We start from the raw sequence: 20,366 nt of genomic DNA, 5'->3' as shown, positions 1-20,366 counted from the left end.
TTATTCTAACACCAATAAGAAAGACAGATACAAAAATTAAAAAAAGTTTTAATATTTGAGTTGATTAATGCCAAATAATATTGCATTATATAATTAATAAAATCTTTAAAGGTGCATAATCATTTGGCACTCTTTATCCAGGGGAGGAAACTCACATGATTCCATACAAACACGAACCATTTACAGATTTTTCACAAGAAGCAAACTATAATGCTTATGTAGAGGCTTTAAATAAAGTTGAAGGTTACTTAGGTCAAGACTACCCACTAATTATCGGTGGCGAACGCATTACAACAGAAGATAAAATCGTTTCATATAACCCTGCAAAGAAAACAGAAGTGATTGGTCGCGTTTCTAAAGCGAGCAAAGATTTAGCTGAAAAAGCAATGCAAGCAGCAGATGAAACATTTAAAACTTGGAAAAAAGTTGATCCAGCTATTCGTGCAGATGTTCTTTTCAAAGCAGCAGCGATTATCCGTCGTCGCAAACATGAATTCTCTGCATTATTAACAAAAGAAGCTGGTAAACCATGGGCAGAGGCTGATGCAGATACAGCAGAAGCTATCGACTTCCTAGAATACTATGGTCGCCAAATGCTACGCATTAAAGATGGACAACCTGTAGAAAGCCGTCCAGGTGAATACAACCGTTATGACTACATTCCATTAGGAATCGGTATTGTTATTTCTCCGTGGAACTTCCCATTTGCAATCATGGCTGGTACAACAGTAGCTGCTTTAGTAACAGGGAACACAGTGTTATTAAAACCAGCGTCAACAACTCCAGTTGTAGCATATAAATTTATCGAAGTATTAGAAGAAGCTGGTCTTCCAGCAGGAGCTGTTAACTTCGTACCAGGTTCTGGTGCTGAAGTGGGTGACTACTTAGTCGATCATCCAAAAACGCGCTTCATCAGCTTCACAGGTTCACGTGATGTCGGTTTACGTATTAACCAACGTGCTTCTGTGTTAAATGAAGGTCAAATTTGGATTAAACGTGTTATCGCGGAAATGGGCGGTAAAGATACAATCGTTGTTGATAAAGAAGCAGATTTAGAGCTAGCTGCACAATCGATCGTGAAATCAGCATTTGGTTTCTCAGGTCAAAAATGTTCAGCATGTTCTCGTGCAGTCATCGTAGAAGATGTGTATGACCAAGTAGTAGAGCGCGTGGTTGAATTAACAAATGCTTTAACAGTTGGAGACCCAACAGATTACAACAACTTCATGGCAACAGTTATCGACCAAGCTGCTTTCAACAAAATTACTGAGTACATCGAAATCGGTAAAGGCGAAGGTCGTCTAGTAGCTGGTGGTACAGCTGACGATTCAGTAGGTTACTTCGTACAACCAACAGTATTCGCTGACGTTGATCCTTCAGCTCGTATTATGAAAGAAGAAATCTTCGGACCAGTTGTTGCGATTGCAAAAGCAAAAGACTTCGATCAAGCAATTGACATCGCAAACGACACAGAATACGGCTTAACAGGTGCAGTTATCACGAAAAACCGTATGAACTTAGAAAAAGCTCGTCAAGACTTCCATGTAGGAAATCTTTACTTCAACCGTGGCTGTACAGGTGCAATCGTAGGTTACCAACCATTTGGTGGCTTTAACATGTCAGGTACAGACTCAAAAGCTGGTGGCCCAGACTACCTACAACTGCATATGCAAGCTAAAACAACTTCAGAAATGCTTTAATTAGCATTTCCCATAAAAGCCATACATTGTTTCTTAGTAAACAAGTATGGCTTTATTTTTATGTACTAACATAAATAACATATATAATAGAAGAAACTCATGTAATTTTTCGTTCACTCCCCTGTTTAGCTTCTTGTCTAATTCTCTCTACACATGCCGAAAGAATACTATTTACCTATAATGAGCTGGTATATTTTAAGTGATTTCTAACATTTGACCCTTATATTGATTGTATAACTTTGTTAAAATGATATCAGTTTAGGAGGGTAAAACTATGAAAAAACTATCAATTTTTATGTTGCTCATGATGCTTGTTGGTCTAGTTATTTGGCAACCACAATCAGCCTATGCTGATGAGCTGTCAGGACATATGCATGAAAGCGGGCTGCGTTATTTAATTTCCAAAGAGGCTTTACTTAAAGATACAAATGGCAGCTATCGTCCAAATGCAACGGTTACACGCGGTGAATTTGCCACATACATAGCAATAGCTTTAGATTTGGACACAAAAAGCGCAATAACGTTTACAGATGTCCCTGACACATATTTGTATGCAAAAGAAATTAAACTTGCTGCTACTGCTGGAATTATCACAGGCTATACAGATGGCACATTTAAGCCAGACGCAAATATTTCAAGAGAGCATATGGCAGTTATGCTCATTAGAGCTGTTGATTATTTAAAAATACCAAAAGGCACTTCCTCTATTACATTCAAGGATAATGCCACTATTTTCAAAGATTTCCGTCAGGATGTTGCAATTGGTGCACAATTAGGGCTTATTAAAGGAAGCTCTAATGGCATGTTCTTACCTAGAGATAATGCCACAATCGGTGAAGCTTCTACATTCATCCTTCGTTTAATTCTTCTTGCAGATCAAGTTGATACTGGCAGTAATGATAACAGTGGAAATACCGAAAATGGGAATGACAATTCCAATAACAATGGTAATACGGGGAATGAAGGGAATACAACTGCCTATATTTTGAAAGAAATTTCAAATGGTACTCTAGTAGACAAGCAAACTTTCACTAGCTTTGAGGCTGCTGAAAAAGCGATGTCAAATAGCTCGCTTGTGATTACGCAAAATAATAAAATTATCAAAATGACTTCAGGTTATGTTGTGACGAATAATTATGTTGCTCTGAATTCTGAAACAATTAAGGATCAAATCGCAGTTGCTGGTAATACAGAAATGGAATACCTAGGGAGCGATGCTACACAAGTAAAGGTGCGCTTAGCTGGTCATGTAGGCTATTTAAAACAGGCTGACGTTAGCTTAATTCCCTCTGCTTTAGTAAAGGGACGTTCTTATTACACAAATGAGAATGGCGAAGTAAAACATACTTTATACGATTATAAAACAAATAAATATACATCTAGTTACGTCTACGGTAAGGCTCCTAGCTTTATGAAGCAAGGTGAAAAATACTTTAGCTGGGATGGCATTAATTTCACCAATGCGAACGGCTCTTCCAAAGGAGAAGGCTACAATTACTATCAATTCTTACCTGCTCGTGCTACAACCCACTATACAGCCGAAGAGATCGATCAATATATTATGAATAAACTAGCGGAAGTAGAAAGCTCTGGTGCTTCTATTTATAAGAATGCTACAACAAAAAGTAAGCTAATTGGCTTAGGCTCTGTATTAAAAGACATAGAAGCTAACGCTCACATCAACGCTATGCTGATCCTAGCTCTTGCACAGCATGAGAGTGCCTATGGTATGAGTGATCACGCTCAAAACTTGAACAATCTATTTGGATTATATGTTTATGACACGAATCCACTGAACAAGAAGTTTGATAGTGTTAGCGCCAATATTAATGAGCTTGTTGAGAAGTTTTTACAGCCAAATTATATTACACCAGGCGGACGTTATACGAATGGTGCAGTTGTTGGCTCAAAGGCTATCGGCTTTAACGTAAAATATGCCTCTGATCCTTTCTGGGGCGCTAAAATCGCTGGACACTACTATCGTGCTGAAAAATCCTTAGGCTTTAAAGATGCAAATAACCCTTATAAAATTGCACTAACTACAACATCTGGTCTGAATGTTCGTGCAGATGCATCAACAAGTCAAAGCCCATTATTTACATTTAGTAAAAGTAATATGCCGGTAATTGTTACAGATACAAGTGCAAATGGTTGGTATCAAGTGATTTCAGATAAACTGCACACGGAACCAGCCTATATTAGTAAAGATTATATTAAATTCATCAATACCGTGAAATAATAGCAAATGGCTGCCTTCTACAAGTAAGGCAGCCATTTTTATATTGTCGACACAAGGAATTGAGACTTTCAACTCGATTCCTTTTGCTTTTAATCTTCTTTATCGCATCTGTAAAGACCCATTCAATGATTTCTTATCGCTTTGCGCAGATTTATTTATTGTGTGAGAAACGTTCTCTATGGTCATTTAATAACACTTTTATGGCCCATGAAAACTATAGGCAAACTCTCAAATTTAAAGATCTCCATTAGCTGCTTTCAATAGTTTGTTTGATTTTCACGAAGTGGGGTATGTATAAAGTAAGAAAAAAAACGATCCCAAAAGCTTGTACACCTTTGGAATCGTTTCTTAAAACTTATTGTTTCTTATAATATTGCAAAATACCGTTGTAAATAGATTCTGCAAATAGTTTAACGTATTGGTCATTCGTCATTTTACTATTATCCTCAGTATTCGTTAAGAAACCAAGTTCTACTAAAATAGATGGAATGACCATGTTACGAATTACGTAGTATTGTTCTTGCTTGACACCACGGTTTTTCATGTTTAAATTGTTAACAATTTGGTTATTAACAAATGTAGCTAAATCAATGTCCTCCTGATACATATCTCCAGTAGATATTGCATAATATGTTTCAGTACCCTGTGCTGACGCATTGGCAGCAGAGTTGACATGGACACTAACGAAAATCTCACCATAGTTTGCTTGGGTGAAGTCTACACGATCTTGTAATGATGGATACGTATCACCAGTACGTGTCATATAAACTTTGGCACCAGCATTCTCTAGTAATTGCTTCACTTGTGTACTAACTTTTAATGTAATGTTCTTTTCAGCTGCAGAACCTTTTACAGTCCCTGGATCTTTACCGCCGTGACCTGGGTCTAGAATGATAATACGGTTTTGTAAAGGCTTATTATTTTGATTTAATAGTTTGATATAGGATTTATGAACATATCCTGTTTGACCATCATATGTGATTTCTGCCCAATAACCATTAATGCTGTGAACTTGGACATACTTTCCTTTGTTCAATTTAAATAACACTGCTGAAGTTGAATTACTTTGACTACGTACATTGAGGTTATCAACTGTTACTCTTCCTAGTACTTCTCCTGAAGCTGGAGGTGTAGTTGGTGGTGGTGTTGGGTCAGGCTTTTCTTCAACAACAGCATCTTCTGTGCTTGCTGCAACGACATAACCTGGTAAACCATTAACTTGTGTTAAGTAATAACCACCGACTTGCTTATAAACTGGTAATTTTTCTTTATTTTTGATCGTTAAAATGGCTTTAGATGAAGAAGTTGGTTTCACATATAAATTGATATTAAATTTAGGTGTTACTTCTTTCTCTACTGAACCTAATTCATTGCCATCTGCATCTAAAAATTGTGCATATTGTTTAAAGACATAAGCGTAGGCACCTTTATAAGTTACTTTTAACCAATTGCCTTCTACTGCATAGACTGATAATTTACCGCCTGTATTCACTTTACCTACAATGTTAGCGTTAGAACTAGAATCCATTGTTTTACGGATATTTAAGCCATCTGTTGTCACCTTTACTAAGCCAATCACTTGAGATGTATCAGGCACAGACGAGCCTTTCACGGGCAATTCTAAACGATATTTTTCATTGTTTGCACGTGCAACGAATAGTGAAAATTGTGAACGTGTTACTGTGCTGCTTGGTAAATACGTTTTACCTGTCCCATTTGTAATACCATTATAATAAATAGTATTAATATATTTCACATATTCATGTGTGATTCCTACATCCGTAAATGGTGAGTCAATTCCCTCATATTCACTAGTATCTAAATTAAATGCCTTTGTTAATACATAACTCATTTCACCACGAGTTAGAGGCTTGTTCGGTAGGAATTGACCTTTGATATTTTTGTCGAATAATCCTAATTGTACAGCACGTTCTATGTAACCTGACATTTCTGTGCCGACTGTAACATCTGAAAAGCTTGATTTATTCACGACTAATGGTTTGTTACCTGAAGCAACAACTACCATTTTAGCTGCTTGTCCTCTTGTTACACTATTATTTGGGCCAAAGACTCTTTTACCATTTACAAAGTAGCCTTGAATCACACCCAAATTTACTAAATAATTGATTTCTTCATAGGCTGGGTGATTTTTAGTGACATCTTCAAATGTAATATTTGAATTAGTAGCTGCACTGACACTTGCACTATGTATCGTTAACATAGAAGCCGAAATGAATAAGACGCACAAGATAAGACTAAGTTTTTTGATGTTCAATGTCTTATTTCCTCCCTTCTTGTTCTCTTAACGTGTCCATTTTAACAAAATTAGCTAAATTACGCATCATACAATAGAACTGTTAAAATTAATTTTTTCCAAGCAACCCCTTTCCTACAAAATTATCATAAAAATAGAAGAGTCTGCGATTGCAAACCCTTCTTCCATTATACGTTATTCAAAAGATCATTTCTTGCAATCTATAACATAATTTACTGTAAATTACAGAAAATTATCGTTGTTGAATTCTATCAATAAATACTTTTAGTTGATTGATTTTTAATAGCTCGTCAGATCCGAAGCTTCCATCTCCATCACCATTTGTAATACCATTTGATGCAAGAATAGAAACATAGCTACTAGCCCAGCTATCTTGTGGTACATCACTAAATGCTACTGTGTCACCTTGATTTTCAAGGCCAAATGCTAAAACTAATACTTTTGCAATTTGCGCACGAGTAATTGGTGAAGCCGGGTTGAACTTACCGTTAGCATCGCCCTCAAAGATTCCTAATTTCTCTACTGCTGCGATAGCACCTGCATTGGCACTTGTTGGTTTAACATCTACGAAACTAGTAGTTGTATTGGATGTATCTAAGCTCAAAGCTTTTGCAATTTGTACAGCTACCTCAGCACGAGAAGCATAGACTGAAAAGTCAATGGCTGCTTGTTTTACTTCAGCTGCATCAAATGTAGCAACACGTTTAGCCCCTACATAACGAGAACCCCAATAGTACGGGTCATCAACATTTGAATAGCTTACACCTTGGCCGGTTTGAGAGTGGATCATTTTACCATCACCTATGTATATACCCACATGTGAAATACCACTGCCACTTGTATTGAAAAATACTAAATCGCCCACCTGAAGATCGCTCTTTGCTACTGCAGTACCTTGTTGATACTGTGAGCCTGACGTACGGTTTAGTTGAATACCTAAGTCTGAAAATACTTTAGAAGTAAAGCCAGAGCAATCAAAACCGCTAGTCGTTGTACCTCCGTATTTATATGGAACACCTAAATATTTAGAAGCTGTATCTGTAACATCTGCTTTAGTCGCTGCTTCAGCAGTATTTATATTAGTAGTTGAAAATAACATGAAAGATGCAAAAATCGGTAATAACCATTTCTTATTCATACTTTTGTTATACCCCTCTCAAAACTTTTTTGCCTATACATAGACTATCACAAAAGAAGCAATAGTTATTTTTCAATTGTGTAACGGTTTTAGACAGCAAAAAAACGCTGTAATACCAACGTTTGGAGGTATTTCCAGCGTTAAAAAGGGGATTTTTTTATCATAATTTGGAGCTTTCGTAACATTCCTGTAATATTAGAGACTGATTGTTACATAACAACTTATTGACTAGAGAACATTTGCACCCAATAGTAATTTCCTTTGCTATCCTGTGCTATTGCAACACCTGTATTCGTATAGTGTTCTTTTAAAATATTATCTCGATGGCTAGGTGAAGCCATCCATGCCTTTACAGCAATTTCAGGAGCTTTAATATTTCTCGCAATATTCTCTCCAAAGCTCGTATAGTCATAATCAAATAATGTCGCTAAATCCCAAGGTGCCCCATAAAATGGCGATACATGTTCAAAATAATGACGATTCACCATGTCTTGCGCTTTAATAATCGCAATTTGTGTCAGCTCTGGATCATAGATAACAGGTTCCAGCTTGTTTTTCTGTCTTTCAACATTAATTAGTTCAATGACCTTTTTCGACCATTCAGTAGAAAGGTTGATAGTTGGGATATAATCCTTTGCCAAATAGTCATAGGCTACTTCAAGCTTTTTTACTTTTTGTTGAAATGCAATGCTTCTCTCAACAAAAACAGCAAACTGTGCACGTGTTACCATTCGGTCTGGTGCAAAATGTTTAGCATCCACCCCTCCAATAATACCTATATCTGCTAAAGATTCGATATAATCTTTTGCCCAATGTGTGCGAGAAATATCTGCAAATTGGCTGTTATTATTGCTGTCTACTTTAAACTGATAGGCCAATGCCAACATTTTGGCTACCTGCATACGCTGTAATGGCTCCTCTGGATGAAAGGCATCGCTTTTTTGAATGATACCTAGCTGTACAAGCTGGCAAATTTCTTTGTAATACGGATGCGTTGCAGGAACGTCCTTAAACTTTGCTGAATTCGCAATATCTACGTTTGTCTGAAGAGAGCGTGCAATGGCAGCAGCAGCCTCTGCCCTCGTAATAGCTTGCTCAGGCTTGAATGTGTTATCACTGTATGTAGTCATATATTGTTTAGTGAGCATATGTTGAATCGACGCATTTGCCCAGTATGAATTTGTCACATCTACAGCTTTTGCGGATGCCGCTTCTACTTGACTAAAACTAGTTAAACTTCCTACGGTTGCAGCAATTGAAAGTACTACTATACAAAGTATTTTTTTCAACAGAGCTACCTCCTCACGATGGAAAATAAAATGGGGACAGTAAAAAAAGTTCACCATATACTATAAGATACGAATTTCAAATGATATAGTTTCACTTTTTTGGAAAATAATCAATGGAGTCATCATTTTCTCATTATAAAAGGAGTTTTCCCGTAATATGCATTGGGAAAACTCCTTTTTATTAAAAACTATTCAATCATTTTAAGATATTCTTCAAGAATGCGGTAGTTATACACTAACCCCTGTTGCTCAATCGACAATGCACTGTAATCCTTTTGTGCAGCTAATACTTTTTTCTCAAATGATGAGCTATCTGGATCAATACTGCCAATAGCTTGAACCACTTTAAGAACAGAAGCCACATCTTTTTCTGCCTGCTTTAAGACATCCTCATTAATGACTTGTCCTCTCATTTTAGAATCCAGCGCTTTATAAGCAGCTACAGCATTTGCCACATCTTCTATATACGTAGGTGAGCTTGGTGTAAGTCCCGCTATTAACTCTACAACCTTCTTGACATCAGCCATACTTTTCTCTGCCTCTAAAAGGATAGCATAATTGGAGATGCGCTGTTTATCCGTAGTATTCAAGCTGTCATACTCTTTACGCACCGCTTCAACCATACCGAAATAATACTTGTCCTTTGGATTCAATTTAGCAATATTATTATAAACCTTGATAACGTTGTCTAATGAAAGCAATAGCTGGTCGTTATAAACATAGCGTCGTTGATCAGCATTGAGCTTGTCGTAGGCTTTTAAAATCTTTTGATATTGACTATTCATATCCTTAGCTGTTAGGAGTCTGTCAATATCCTCCACCACACTAATGACAGGCTTAATTAGCTTCTCTTGATCCTGTAACACTCTGTAATTTTGTACAGCTCGTTGCTGATCCTTTGGTAAAGCATTATAGGCAGCACGAATTTCCTGTACACGTTTCACATATTGCTTTGGCTCAACAGATGGTAAGTCTTCAATCATTTGCATCACATTACCAGCACCTAAAATGCTCGTTTCTGCCGCTTGTAATAAGTAGTAGTTTGTTACATATTGCTTCATATCGGCAGGCAATGCATCATAAAGTGAACGCGCTCGTGATGTATCCTGAAGGAATGTATTACTTGAAGCTTTTAGCTTACTAATCAATTCCATGACATTGGAAACAGGCTCATATTTTAAAAGGACATCAATATTATCAATGTATTTCTTTTGATCCTTTGATAATTTATCATACGCTTTGCGTGCAGAGTTTACCTTACTTACAAAGCTTTTCGATTCAGGATCTAATTCATTAATTTGCACCATCACACTTAAGATCGGTTTAACCGCCTTCTCACGTGTTGTTAAATCTTTAATATTCGTCACTAATTTCTTTTGGTTAGAGGACAACTTATCATAGGCTACACGCGCATTCATTAGCTTCGTTAAATACTCCGCATTCTGTTCCTCAGTTAAATTAATAAGCTCAATGACGCTTTGTGCTAAGCCTTGCTCATTTTCAGCTGCTACTAGTGCATCATAATTCACAATTGCCTCCTGCTTTTCTTTAGGCAATGCATCATAAATTTCTCGAGCCGTTTTCATATCCTGATAGAATGTTTTACTCGTTGGTTTTAATGAAGAAATCAAACCAATTAATGAAGCAACATCCTCAACAGCAGTGAGGCTGGCATAGTTTGTGACACGTTTTTGGGAAACTTGATCTAGCGCATTATAGGCTTTACGTGCATCCAGCACCTTTTTTGTATAATCCTTATTTGTTGGATTTAAGGCATCAATCATTTGAATAACCTTGACGACATCCTTATTGGTTTTTTCATACGCACTTAACGTTTTGGCCTGCTCCACAAGCTTCTGCGCATTTTTATCCATCGCTTTATATTCAGCTGCTAGTTCGGCTACCTTTTTCACAAATGTATCAGGACCCTCATTCGACAATGCTGTGACACGGTCATCAAATGCCTTTGCTAGCGCAATATAGCCCTGTGCTTTTGTAAGGTCCTCGCTATTTACTACCTTTGCTTTAAGAGCTTCACCCAATTTATTAAACGCTTTATCAGCTTTTGCCACATCATCTTTATATGTTTTTTTAGATGGACTTAATGTACTGATTTGAACCATTACATCAATCACAGGTATCACATCTTTTAAATCTTTATAATTTTGGACAAACGTTTTATTGGACTCATCTAGCTTCGCATAAGCAGTAAAAGCTGATTTCGCTTTAGAAATATAGCTTTTAGAGGAAGGATCCAGTTTTTCAAATTGCGAAATGACATTCACAACCGATTTATAGGATTTTTCTAAATCTGTTAACACTTTAATATTTGTCACGCGTTTTTTCGCTGTTGCTGATAACGCATCATAATTTGCTCGTGCAGTCAATATTTTTTCAATCGCTATATTTTTATCTAGCAGACCAATTTCCTTTATAACGGCCTGTACCGCGGTTTCCTCATCAGTCAAAGCCTTTAATTTTTCATCCAGCTGAGTTTTTAAATTGGTAAGAGGTACTTCATAACCACTACCTGTTGCATCTAATTGATCTACTAGTTTTTTTAATTCGGCAAGCTGTATGCCATAGTCAGCTGTAGGCTTTAATGTATTGATTTTTTTGGATACATCAGCGTATTGATTAAACAACGTGAGCTTTGGAGCTCCCAGCACTAATGTTTTATCATTGTCATTCAACTTGTTATAGGCAGTCCAAGCAGCGAGCGTTTTACTTTCAAATGTTTTTGCAGCTGGATCTAAATTATCGATTAACTTATCTACCTTTAATGCCGCACTTAAGTTTTTCTCCCACATTGTTAGCTCTGCTAAATTATTGACGATTTTTTTGACATCGGATGCTTTGATATTCGGTCCTGTAGGGTTATTGTAGGCTTCACGTGCCGCTTTAATGGCAGTTACCTTTTCCTTGTCTGTTACAGTAGCAATGTCTTTAATTTTCTTTTCAATATCTACTGCATAAGCAACATTTGCAAGCGCCACCTGCAAGTCCGCTATGTTTTTTACATACCCCTGAACATCCTTTAATTGATCGTATTCATTTTTTAGGTCAGTAACTGCAGTACGATATGCCTCTTCTTTAGATACACGCAGTGCTGAAATGCGTTTGGAGATATCCGCCGCTTTAAGATACTGTGTAATACTATCGTATTCTGTTTTCACTATTTGTTTTGAGGCTGCATCAAGACTGTTGTAGGATTTCTCTATAGCCGCCACCGCATTAATAAAACTTGAGGCTGAAGAGAAATCAATTGGTTGCTTAGCTTTTAACTGCGAAATGCTGGAAGTCACTTTTTCAACAGCCGACAAACCTGTCAACGCATCCTTATACTTTTTAAAAGGTGTGACCGTATTATCATTTGGATTATACGCTTCAACCACTTTCTTTTGATCTGCTGTTAGCCCATTATAATTTGTCGTAAAACTATTCATTCCAGGTAATATAGTTGAATAATCCGGAGACTTCTCCAATAAATCAACCAATTGAACTAATTCTTTAGCTACTACTTCTGCCGTCGTTGCGTCTGCTATTAACTTGTTTAGCTTGTCAACATCCATTCCCTTGCTTTTAAAATAGGCATTACGTGCGTCGTCTTTGTAACCATATTGCAAGGAGGTGCCACGAATTGTTGTGGCAATACCACTAGCACTATTTAGAAGTGCTGCATCTACTGCTTTTTTATATTGATCCTGCACATATAAATACGATTTGTCTGTTGAATCATTACCTAAAAATTTGTCGTATTCATTCTTTGCATTTGCGACATCCACCAAAAATGTCTTACTGGAATATAAAATAGTACTTATTCGACTTCCAATGGTCTTAAGTTTAGCTAATAATTGACGTTGCTCCACTATATAATCATATTTTGCTTGAATAAATGCCTTCTCCTCGGCGTTAAAAACTGATTCATTCGAATTCTGTACTACTTTTATATCTCCTGCTGCTATTACCATTTCATCCTCTGTCGAATTCTCCGACAGTTTACCAAATTGTGCAATAAGCTGTTCTCTTGTCGTTGCAGCCGCTACCTCATTCGTATAGGCAACCTGCTCTGATTGCGTTGTAACGCGAGATTGGGGATTATTTTCTTGTGCGTTTGCTATAGCTGTAGGTGCTAATAATAGACTTGTTAAGACACCTGCTGTCAATTTTCGATTCAACCGAACCACCCTTTCATCGTTTATGTATAGTAAAAATGATTGTGCTCATTTCCATTTAGAAATCATGACTTTAGTATCGGTGTAAATCAAATGTTTTCAAGCCATTCTACTACATTTACAAAATTTTGAGCATTAAATGAAATTTTTCTAAATTACTAGCTAGAAAAACAGGAAGTTATTTCAATTATACTATACAATAGATTTATGTAGATTCAGCCATTTACTGAATTAAGAAAAAGTCTTCGGGAGATGTCACTGATTTTGGAAAGTTACTTTTCGACAAGCTCGAAAAAAATCTGGACATATTATGCCGAGACATAATGGATGTGGTGTTTTGCATCAAGCGACATACACTGACGAAATATGCTTTTTTCAATGAAATTCATGAAAAAAAACAGCTATTTTCATATGTCATAATGTCTTTACAAGGTGTATACTACAACTTTGATAGCCTAATTTGGAAGAAAGGACGCTGTTTATGTTTTACCACTATAAGTTCTGGCATAGCTTAAAAAATCCTACATACTTTACAAACGTCGTAGAGGAAGGCGAAGTCACTGGATATAAAAAACGCGCATTAACGGTGTTTATCCTATTCATCGCGCTATTCGCTGCTCGTGAATATTGGGGAATGGGGACAGAAAATTTAACGACCTTATTCGCTTCGGATTTACAAAATGAATACTTTGTAGCACGTATACTGTCAATGCTCGGTGCCATTTTGTGGGCGACCATCTATTTTTGCTTCCATTATTATGGGGTTACTTATCTATTACATTTATTAACGGACATTCCTTATACTTGGATAAAAAGAGTCCAGCTCTATGTTGTAGTCTTTCTATTTATTGAAAAAGCAATCCTCTTTGCTGTTTTCTACGCTGTAGGCTATACAACGATGTTTTCGTTCTTTTCTTTAGCTCCCGCTGCCTTACAACTGATTGAAACAGATTTCGTGTTATTCACTGTTAACCAATTGACGGTAACAACCGTTTTAATCATTATTGTGCAGTATTTATTCCTGTCCAAATGGGAGGAAGAAGCTAGCAGAAAGATGTTAGTAGTCAAATTGATTGGTATACAGCTATTTATGGCTCTATTTGTTGGCATGATAAGTGTTCTACCAATTAAAGAATGGATTGCTAGGGGGTTAGGATGATGGCATGGATTAAAGCAAGACCATGGACAAGTTTGACCATTGTGTTAGCGATGCTAGTAATCGGCATCAATGCCTATTTCGTCTTCAAGGATGATAGCAGCGTGACACGATCCTACTTTATCGACGAGTTTCAAAAGGCTCACATCGGAACAAATAAAGAACGTGTTAACAAGGAAACGATTGTAGCACCTGCTGAAATATATACTATTACCGCTGATGCAACAAGCTTATCAGCAGTAAATGTAAAGCGCGGCCAGAAAGTCATGATGAATGATTTACTTGCTACCTATCAAACGGATGAAGTGGACGAGGAGCTAACAAAGCTTGAATCGGAACGTACAGCCTATGAAACTGAATTAAGCGATTTACAGGATGCACTTGATCAAATTGAGGATGAATACGGCGATGGCTCCGATCCAAAAAGCTCGATTAATACAGATCAAATGAATGATAAGCTTTCTGTTACGCTAAAATTAGAGCTTGCTCAGCAAAATTCACCATCAACAGCCGTTGCCCTGTTAAATCGACATATTGCTGAAACCAATCGTCAAATTGCGCTAATTGAGGCACAGATTACACAAATACAGTCCCGTCAAGGTATTGTCAGTCCAATCGATGGTGTTGTGTCAGCGATTAAAGAAGATGCTGGTGCATTGACGTTTGAAATCTATTCAAATGAAAAAGCCATGTATGCTTATTTATCCGAAAGTGAATGGCAAAAGGTTGAAGAAGGACAAACTGTTGATTTTAAGGTAAAGCATGTTAAAGATGATGCATTATCTGGCGTCGTATTAGAAAAACAAATGATTGCGACAGATGATCAAACATTTTGGGCAAATGAACTAGCCAAAACAGCAGCATTGCCACAACCAACAAATTATGAAGTCAAACTACAACAAGACGCTCCTTTAGAGGACATCCCATTTTCAACAACGGGCAAGGCTTCTATTATTGTCAATGAAGCGTTCGATTCCTATAAGGTCGATAAATCGTGGTTAGCAACGACTAAAAAGGGCAATAAAAAGCTGTATATTATCAATCAGGATGGCAAAATTCAGCTGATCGATATCAATGTACAATTTAATACTGCTAAGTCAGCTATTTTTATGGACTATGTAGATGAAGGAACGCCAATGCTCACTAATGAGAAGCGTAATATTGAAGCCTATACCTTCCGCACATTACCCGTTGAAAAAATACAATGGAACCACTTTAAAGATTTAACGTGGAAACAATATGTGAAATACATCGTTTTCTAATCTAAATCCGCTTCGCCTTTTTTGGGGCTAGGCGGATTTTTTAGTTCGATCAATTGCTAGAATTTTTGTAAACAATGAAAACACTTTCTGTTCGGCAAAGGTGTTATCATTTTAGAAAGGTTACCCATTATTATTCTTGTGATAATAGATTTTTTCACGACCATTCATATAGCAGAAAGGACACTATGCAACATGGTTGATTGGAGTGGAGCCAGCGTCACTCCTAGGGGATTAGCGTCACAGATGAGACCCTGGAGCGAACGTAAGTGAGTGAAGCGGCTCATCGGACGCCCCCTGGAAAGGACGCTGGCGGAACGGAAATCAACCTTCGCTTTAACAAGTATTCCTTTTTAAACAACAAAAAGAATCCTCTGTAGCCACTACAGAGGATTCTTCATGTTTATTTTAATGATAAGCATCTATTTAAGAAGCTTGCGAATTGAGCACGCGTAATTTGTGCATCTGGTCTAAACGTATTATCAGGGAAACCTCCAGTTAAATCATTCGCCACAAGCGCTTGGATATTGCTGTACGCCCAGTGTGTTGGTTTAATATCTGTGAAGTTTACCTTGCTTGTTCCCGTTAATTTGTACGCTCTTGTTAAAATCGCTGCCATTTCTGCACGTGAAAGCTGTCCGTTTGGATTGAACTTCCCTGCTTCTTGCCCTTTAATAATGCCAGCCTGCTCGACTGCTGCAATGGCACTGTAGGCATAATGGCTTTTACTTACATCTTTAAAGCTTGAATCCTTCGTCGTTGAGAGATTTAAAGCTCTAGCAATGATTGTAGCTGCCTCTGCACGTGTAATAGATGCTTCTGGCTTAAATGTTCCGTTTGAGTACCCTTTAATAAGGGATTTATCGTATAGGCTTTGGATTTCTGAAAATGCCCAATGCCCTTTTGTTACATCTGTATAAACTAATTCCTCGTGATTGTCTTTATAGACCGCCTGTAATTGATCGAAGTATAGCTTACCTTTCTTTTGAAGAGAAGCTGTTGGTTGAGCGACATATAAACGTTCAAATTTTAATGGCTGTGCTAGATCACTTGGAATATCCGCCGTCACGTATTTCCAGCCGCTCCAGTCTAAACCGCCCTGGCTTGTGAAATCAATCGTATGCTTAGCTCCAGCGCCATCAATCACAACACCTCTTAGCCAATGCTTACCTGCATCACCAAATACCCAGACCCCAATGTTTTTAGGCTGCCCTGAAATAGCAATTGGTGCTTTAGCAACCATATAGGCAGCTTTTGTGCCTGTGCCGGCTGTTGTGAAATCATAGTTTAACTGTAAGCTAGCCGCTCCCTGTCTAGCATACTCTTTAGAGCTTGCTAAGGAAGCATTGGCTTTTGCCACTTCTGTTGTCCACGATGACGTATTATCGAAGCTATCTAAGACAATAGGTTTTTCTGCTAAGTCTACTACTTTCACAGGTGTGGACGTACGAATCCCTTCATACTCTCCAATAATCTTCCCTTCACCTTTTTGTGTAGCGGTAAAAGTAGAACCGTCCATCTTGCCGATATTTCCTTCAACTGTCCAGTTCATATTCGCTGGGTTAATCGTCATTGGATTCAAGTATTGATCATAAGCACTTGCAACCTGCATCTCTACAGAAGAACCTTTCATTACTTGACCAACATTACTTAACGTAATCGATTTTGCTTTGCCTGGTGGCGCGGTATTAACAACCTGTAAAATGGCTGATACACGACGTTCACTATCCTCTGACGGTCTGTTCACTAGATTGGCGAAATAACCTCCTGGATTACGCACCACCATCGCTGTAGAGCCGCCTCCATCTAAGTTAATAGCTGAAGATGCACCCATTGAAATTAAATGAGATGCTAAATCTGATAAATTAACACCATTACTATGACCGCTAATGCGACCATCAATTGTCACAAGAGATACCTTTGTACCTGTTGCATCCACTGCTACTGCCGTACGTGGGCTTCGTGTTGAAGCAAAGCCAGAATTCGTTGGCATTGAAATATCAACCTTGCCGTTACGCACAAGCATTGGACCAGCAGCTAAAATGAATTGTGCATCCATCCATTTTGGATCAATCGATAAACTAACATCCACACTAGTACCTGCTGTGATCTTGCTTAATTCAGTAGCTAATTCTTTATTTTGAACTGAAATAACAAAGCCATCTGCTGGTATAGACGAATTACCCTCTACTCCATAAGTTGTTACATGTGACACTGTGCCTGAGAATTGATCGCCAAAATGTAAGACGCTTGTATCTTGGCTTGCACCAGATACTACAAGTTCTACACCCCATGTATTCGAACCTGTTGATCTTTTTTCAGGTGTATATAGAACGTTTTTATTTGTTCCACGTTCACTATTAATGAGATCAATAGGATAGCTTTTTCCATTCACCTGGAAAGAAAGATTTGTAGAATAATAGTCTGCAATAGCCTTCCCTGATTTAGATAAACCAAAAGCAACTGGCTTTTGTGTTGGACTATCATACGTATCTCCTAAAATACCATAGTTCACAATTTCATTATTTTCCGCTAACAAGTTCGCAGGCATACCATTTCCTAAAAAGTAAGAAGCATTGACTGCACCAACAACGCGATGTCCATCATATGTATTTTGCTTCGCCATCGCTGATGTTGTTTTTAATGAATTAATAGGATTAGGCATACCAATTTCTAGTTTCGTATATGTATTATTTAAATTGACATCTAAAACATTTACAAACTGACGTAAAGAACTTGAAGTATAACTTTGCTGTATATGTGTTACTTGTGGTGAAACTTCTTTTTTCACTTCACTGACTTTATTGCCTAAACCAGCAGCTTGTCCATTGATAGGACTAACTGCCAGCATAAGCACGAAAAGGACGACAACTGTTGTTACTAATTTTCTTGCCATTTTTTCACTCCGAATATTTCCAAAGTATGGCACGATCTCATGTCACATGACCCGTGCCAGTGACTTTTTTATTTTGTTTCCACATAGATAGCAACTGGAAGATTAACCCCACCAGCATGCATCAGTTCTAATTCAATCGTATCTTTTGAACCCTTCATTTTGAAATCTGGTAATTCAACATACTCTGTCCCTACTCTTAACGAAGGCACTAAATACACCGTGCCATTTACTTTAATAGCACCACTGTATAAGCCGCCTCGACCAGCTAGTTTCAGCTTAATCGTTTTTGTAGAGCCTGTTGGATTGACTACAGGGATGGAAACCTTGTAGTTCATACCGAAATGACCTGGATTTCCTACCGACCCATTAATTTGGGATAGTGAATTTTCAGCCGTTTGTAAATTGTCCGTACGACCGTTAGAAATGTTATAGCCTACCTCAGGAGAATCTACTGTATAGGCTGGTAGTTCTGCTAGAATCGTAGCGCTTGGCCACGCACCTCTTGGATGTTTAGCATACTCATCAATGGCTACCTGCTCAGATTGGATAGTCGTTAAATCACTATTATCCTTTGTAAGCACTGTACGAATCGTATACTCTGGTTTGCCACCATTGACTGCTTGAATATCTAAATCATGTAAGAAGCCAATGATATAATCATAGTGTAAATCATATGTTTCAATGACCTTTGTTTCCCCTGGTGCAATAACAATACCACTGCTCTCCGATTTTTGAAGCTTGTTATTTAACACAGCATCCGCAATCGTCAAGCCAAGGTCATGCCCTACCCAGCTATTACCTGTTTTTTGGCTAATGCCTTTCGAGTCAGTCACTTTAATGCTCTCTGTCGTAGACTTGTTTTGAACCGTAATACCGAGATTGACATCCGTACCTAACGTGTTGTAATGCCAGCCAAAGACACGATGCTTATTCGTTGCTGCTGTTGGTTTCACATCATATTGTGCAAGCGTTGCATTATTCAGTGGCACGAGCTTACGTGTTAGCGTTTCTGGATTATCACTAATAAATAAATCACGATCCCCTTCTAAACGAGCAGAAGGAACAACGTCTGGAGATGACGTAGAGCCATATGATTTTTCAAGGAAAGGACTTGTGAACATATATCGATAAACGTAAATATACATTTCTTTTTTATCCGTGATATAGCGTAAATTTCCGCCTAATGCATCGACAAGAAACTTAGCAGGAACATACATTTTGCCTTTTTGTACAAATGGCTTTTCGATCATTGTCACAGCTTCATTGTTAATCAAAGCTTGATTGCTATTATCATTGAAAATAAAGCTCATCCCACCAACTAACAATTCAAAGGAACCATCCGGTTGCCATGTGCCCGATGAATCATCTAAATAATCATAAATATAACTGGCAGGTAAGTATGTTCTTCCATCCTTCGTAACAATTGGATCTTTCATCACAATACGCTTGTTATTGATATGTAAGATATATGGGTCTTCCTGCGGTGGTGCTGTTGTTTCATCGGATAATGTAATATCTACTGATTGTGTAGCCTCATCCCAATTAACAATACCATCAAAGTTTTCGCTGACGAAACGTAATGGCATGTAAGTGCGGTCCTTATACATAAATGGCGCAACATCCATCGCAACCTCTTGTCCATCTACTAAAGCCTTCATCGAATCAATCGTTAAATCGACTGTTTTACCATTACGAATAGCCGATGCCGTCAACGTTTCCTTATCCCAATCCACGCTTGCACCAACCGCTTCATATAATGCACGCATTGGTAATAGTAAAAAATCCGACTTATTTAAAATAGGATCATACACATGAATCGTTTCTCCATTAATCGTAATAGAAACATTGTTTTTTATTTGAATTCCATTATTACTAGTAGCTGCAGAAGCTTGTCCAGGCAAAATCGTAGCCAAAGCAACTGCCGATACAATACAGGTAGTTCTTAGTTTCTTAAACATACTAATCTCCTTTTTTTCACATTCAATAGTCTTTATCATCTTAACATGAAAAACCCCTAAAATGTGGGATTTTTATCGAAAAGAGTAGAATACGGTACTAGAGTGCTAACCTCCCTCCTTCAAAAGCTTTATATCAGTCAAAAGATATTACAAAATACTATGAACATTTTCTATTAAACTTCATCATTATAAATTTGAACTTGCTCTTTTTAAAAAACCAATAAATTAACTCTTTATCTTAACTATTCAATAAGTACACCTATGTAGTTAAGTAGACTCTT

Annotated in this window: 10 protein-coding genes; 4 read left to right on the top strand and 6 right to left on the bottom strand. The window is 37.5% G+C overall.

Annotated features, from left to right (window positions below; translation table 11 throughout):
- Positions 1-155 precede the first annotated feature (155 nt).
- Together pruA and OU989_RS02805 are read left to right on the top strand one after the other, a co-directional pair.
- Positions 156-1,700: an L-glutamate gamma-semialdehyde dehydrogenase gene (pruA, locus tag OU989_RS02810; RefSeq protein ID WP_274795599.1), complete on the top strand. Its 1,545-nt coding sequence runs from the start codon at positions 156-158 to the stop codon at positions 1,698-1,700.
- 274 nt (positions 1,701-1,974) lie between these two features.
- On the top strand, positions 1,975-3,939 hold the full coding sequence (locus OU989_RS02805) for an S-layer homology domain-containing protein (protein WP_274795598.1): 1,965 nt from the start codon (positions 1,975-1,977) through the stop codon (positions 3,937-3,939).
- A gap of 355 nt (positions 3,940-4,294) precedes the next feature.
- Here OU989_RS02805 and OU989_RS02800 read toward each other — a convergent pair whose 3' ends face one another.
- From OU989_RS02800 to OU989_RS02785, 4 genes are all read right to left on the bottom strand, one after another.
- A complete protein-coding gene (locus tag OU989_RS02800; RefSeq protein ID WP_274795597.1) occupies positions 4,295-6,214 on the bottom strand; it encodes an N-acetylmuramoyl-L-alanine amidase in 1,920 nt (639 codons plus the stop codon).
- Between the two features lie 232 nt (positions 6,215-6,446).
- On the bottom strand, positions 6,447-7,352 hold the full coding sequence (locus tag OU989_RS02795; protein ID WP_274795596.1) for a C40 family peptidase: 906 nt from the start codon (positions 7,350-7,352) through the stop codon (positions 6,447-6,449).
- 221 nt (positions 7,353-7,573) lie between these two features.
- Positions 7,574-8,641, bottom strand: coding sequence for a CAP and S-layer homology domain-containing protein (locus tag OU989_RS02790; RefSeq protein ID WP_274795595.1), 1,068 nt, complete (start codon positions 8,639-8,641; stop codon positions 7,574-7,576).
- Between the two features lie 188 nt (positions 8,642-8,829).
- On the bottom strand, positions 8,830-12,828 hold the full coding sequence (locus OU989_RS02785; protein WP_274795594.1) for a cell wall-binding protein: 3,999 nt from the start codon (positions 12,826-12,828) through the stop codon (positions 8,830-8,832).
- 469 nt (positions 12,829-13,297) lie between these two features.
- Here OU989_RS02785 and OU989_RS02780 point away from each other — a divergent pair, with 469 nt between their 5' ends.
- On the top strand, positions 13,298-13,975 hold the full coding sequence (locus tag OU989_RS02780) for a hypothetical protein (protein WP_274795593.1): 678 nt from the start codon (positions 13,298-13,300) through the stop codon (positions 13,973-13,975).
- Positions 13,972-15,234, top strand: a complete 1,263-nt coding sequence (locus tag OU989_RS02775) for an HlyD family secretion protein (protein WP_274795592.1) — start codon at positions 13,972-13,974, stop codon at positions 15,232-15,234. Before OU989_RS02780 ends, OU989_RS02775 begins: the two co-directional genes overlap by 4 nt.
- Positions 15,235-15,634: 400 nt before the next feature.
- On the opposite strand, the gene OU989_RS02770 is transcribed toward OU989_RS02775, so the two are convergent.
- Both OU989_RS02770 and OU989_RS02765 read right to left on the bottom strand, forming a co-directional pair.
- Positions 15,635-18,127, bottom strand: a complete 2,493-nt coding sequence (locus OU989_RS02770; protein WP_274795591.1) for an S-layer homology domain-containing protein — start codon at positions 18,125-18,127, stop codon at positions 15,635-15,637.
- Between the two features lie 68 nt (positions 18,128-18,195).
- Positions 18,196-20,085 carry a copper amine oxidase N-terminal domain-containing protein gene (locus tag OU989_RS02765; RefSeq protein WP_274795590.1) on the bottom strand — a complete coding sequence of 630 codons (1,890 nt, stop codon included), beginning with the start codon at positions 20,083-20,085 and terminating at the stop codon, positions 18,196-18,198.
- Positions 20,086-20,366: the final 281 nt, after the last annotated feature.

Origin of the sequence: Lysinibacillus irui, from assembly GCF_028877475.1 — a bacterium.
Lineage (GTDB): Bacteria > Bacillota > Bacilli > Bacillales_A > Planococcaceae > Lysinibacillus > Lysinibacillus irui.
The sequence above is the reverse complement of the archived record's forward strand: the minus strand, read 5'-3'. Positions and strand labels throughout refer to the sequence as shown.

What these genes read in the sequence shown, in the direction of transcription:
- pruA (WP_274795599.1), top strand. Translation starts at nt 156, where the DNA reads ATGATTCCATACAAACACGAACCATTTACAGATTTTTCACAAGAAGCA.
- OU989_RS02805 (WP_274795598.1), top strand. Translation starts at nt 1,975, where the DNA reads ATGAAAAAACTATCAATTTTTATGTTGCTCATGATGCTTGTTGGTCTA.
- OU989_RS02795 (WP_274795596.1), bottom strand. Translation starts at nt 7,352, where the DNA reads ATGAATAAGAAATGGTTATTACCGATTTTTGCATCTTTCATGTTATTT.
- OU989_RS02780 (WP_274795593.1), top strand. Translation starts at nt 13,298, where the DNA reads ATGTTTTACCACTATAAGTTCTGGCATAGCTTAAAAAATCCTACATAC.
- OU989_RS02775 (WP_274795592.1), top strand. Translation starts at nt 13,972, where the DNA reads ATGATGGCATGGATTAAAGCAAGACCATGGACAAGTTTGACCATTGTG.
- OU989_RS02770 (WP_274795591.1), bottom strand. Translation starts at nt 18,127, where the DNA reads ATGGCAAGAAAATTAGTAACAACAGTTGTCGTCCTTTTCGTGCTTATG.
- OU989_RS02765 (WP_274795590.1), bottom strand. Translation starts at nt 20,085, where the DNA reads ATGTTTAAGAAACTAAGAACTACCTGTATTGTATCGGCAGTTGCTTTG.